The organism is Catenulispora sp. MAP12-49 (assembly GCF_041262705.1).
Lineage (GTDB): Bacteria > Actinomycetota > Actinomycetes > Streptomycetales > Catenulisporaceae > Catenulispora.
The window spans coordinates 1-2713 of sequence record NZ_JBGCCP010000084.1 but is presented as its reverse complement, the minus strand read 5'-3'; the positions used below and the strand labels follow the sequence as shown (position 1 = coordinate 2713).

Annotated in this window: 1 rRNA gene; it reads right to left on the bottom strand. The window is 57.8% G+C overall.

Features of this window, described 5'->3' with window-relative positions:
- Nucleotides 1-17 precede the first annotated feature (17 nt).
- Nucleotides 18-2713, bottom strand: a 23S ribosomal RNA gene (locus tag ABIA35_RS49350); the annotation flags it as partial.

The following is a 2713-nucleotide window of genomic DNA, read 5'->3' as shown; positions in this document are numbered from 1 at the left end:
AAAAAAGTGTCAGCTTTGTGGTCAAGCCCTCGGCCTATTAGTACCGGTCCGCTACACCCCTCACGGAGCTTCCACGCCCGGCCTATCAACCCGGTGGTCTACCGGGAGCCTTACCCCATCAAGTGGGTGGGAGACCTCATCTTGAAGCAGGTTTCCCGCTTAGATGCTTTCAGCGGTTATCCTTCCCGAACGTAGCCAACCAGCCATGCTCTTGGCAGAACAACTGGCACACCAGAGGTCCGTCCATCCCGGTCCTCTCGTACTAGGGACAGCCCTTCTCAAGTCTCCTGCGCGCGCAGCGGATAGGGACCGAACTGTCTCACGACGTTCTAAACCCAGCTCGCGTACCGCTTTAATGGGCGAACAGCCCAACCCTTGGGACCTACTCCAGCCCCAGGATGCGACGAGCCGACATCGAGGTGCCAAACCATCCCGTCGATATGGACTCTTGGGGAAGATCAGCCTGTTATCCCCAGGGTACCTTTTATCCGTTGAGCGACCACGCTTCCACAAGCCATGGCCGGATCACTAGTCCCTGCTTTCGCACCTGCTCGACCTGTCGGTCTCACAGTCAAGCCCCCTTGTGCACTTGCACTCGCCACCTGATTGCCAACCAGGCTGAGGGAACCTTTGGGCGCCTCCGTTACTCTTTAGGAGGCAACCGCCCCAGTTAAACTACCCACCAGACACTGTCCCTGATCCGGATCACGGACCGAGGTTAGACATCCAACACGATCAGAGTGGTATTTCAACGCCGGCTCCACCCGAACTAGCGTCCGAGCTTCACAGCCTCCCACCTATCCTACACAAACCGAGTCGAACACCAATATCAAGCTATAGTGAAGGTCCTGGGGTCTTTCCGTCCTGCTGCGCGAAACGAGCATCTTTACTCGTAGTGCAATTTCGCCGGGTCCGTGGTTGAGACAGTCGAGAAGTCGTTACGCCATTCGTGCAGGTCGGAACTTACCCGACAAGGAATTTCGCTACCTTAGGATGGTTATAGTTACCACCGCCGTTTACTGGCGCTTAAGTTCTCAGCTTCGGAATCACTTCCTAACCGGTCCCCTTAACGTTCCAGCACCGGGCAGGCGTCAGTCCGTATACATCGTCTTGCGACTTCGCACGGACCTGTGTTTTTAGTAAACAGTCGCTTCTCGCTGGTCTCTGCGACTCCCCCCAGCTCAGAGTGCAAGACTCATCACCAGTTGGAGCCCTCCTTCTCCCGAAGTTACGGAGGTATTTTGCCGAGTTCCTTAACCACGGTTCACCCGATCGCCTCGGTATTCTCTACCTGACCACCTGTGTCGGTTTGGGGTACGGGCCGCTCGGTCCTCGCTAGATGCTTTTCTCGACAGCATAGGATCACCCACTTCGCCCCTACGGGCTCGGCATCAGATCTCAGGCTATGTGTGTCGCGGATTTGCCTACGACACGCCCTACATCCTTACCCCGGGTCAACCACCGCCCGGGTTGGGCTACCTTCCTGCGTCACACCATCGCTTGCCTACTACAAGTTCGGGCCGCCGGCTCCACCACACCCAACACCCGAAGGTGTCAGGGGGCTTAACGGGCTTAGCATCACCTGATTCAACACTGGGCGGACCTTCGCGGGTACGGGAATATCAACCCGTTGTCCATCGACTACGCCTGTCGGCCTCGCCTTAGGTCCCGACTCACCCTGGGCGGATTAGCCTGGCCCAGGAACCCTTGGTCATCCGGCGGCGACGTTTCTCACGTCGCATTCGCTACTCATGCCTGCATTCTCACTCGTGCAGCCTCCACCCCTGGGTCACCCCGGGACTTCACTGGCTGCACGACGCTCCCCTACCCATCCACACGCCTGGCCGGGCTACTAACCCGACGGGCTACATGTGTGAATGACACGGCTTCGGCGGTGTACTTGAGCCCCGCTACATTGTCGGCGCGGAATCACTTGACCAGTGAGCTATTACGCACTCTTTCAAGGGTGGCTGCTTCTAAGCCAACCTCCTGGTTGTCTATGCGACTCCACATCCTTTCCCACTTAGCACACGCTTAGGGGCCTTAGCCGGTGTTCTGGGCTGTTTCCCTCTCGACGACGAAGCTTATCCCCCGCCGTCTCACTGCCGCGCTATCACTTCACCGGCATTCGGAGTTTGGCTGATTTCGGTAAGCTTGTAGGCCCCCTAGACCATCCAGTGCTCTACCTCCGGGAAGAAACACACGACGCTGCACCTAAATGCATTTCGGGGAGAACCAGCTATCACGTGGTTTGATTGGCCTTTCACCCCTAACCACAGGTCATCCCCCAGGTTTTCAACCCTGGTGGGTTCGGGCCTCCACGCGGTCTTACCCGCGCTTCACCCTGCCCATGGCTAGATCACCACGCTTCGGGTCTAGGTCGTGCGACTCAAACGCCCTATTCGGACTCGCTTTCGCTACGGCTACCCCACCCGGGTTAACCTCGCCACACAACGCTAACTCGCAGGCTCATTCTTCAAAAGGCACGCGGTCACAACCGTGACCGGATAAATCCGGCACGGCGTAGCTCCCACGGCTTGTAGGCACACGGTTTCAGGTACTCTTTCACTCCCCTCCCGGGGTACTTTTCACCTTTCCCTCACGGTACTAGTCCGCTATCGGTCACCAGGGAGTATTCAGGCTTAGCGGGTGGTCCCGCCAGATTCACACGGGATTTCTCGGGCCCCGTGCTACTTGGGATACTTCTCCAGAG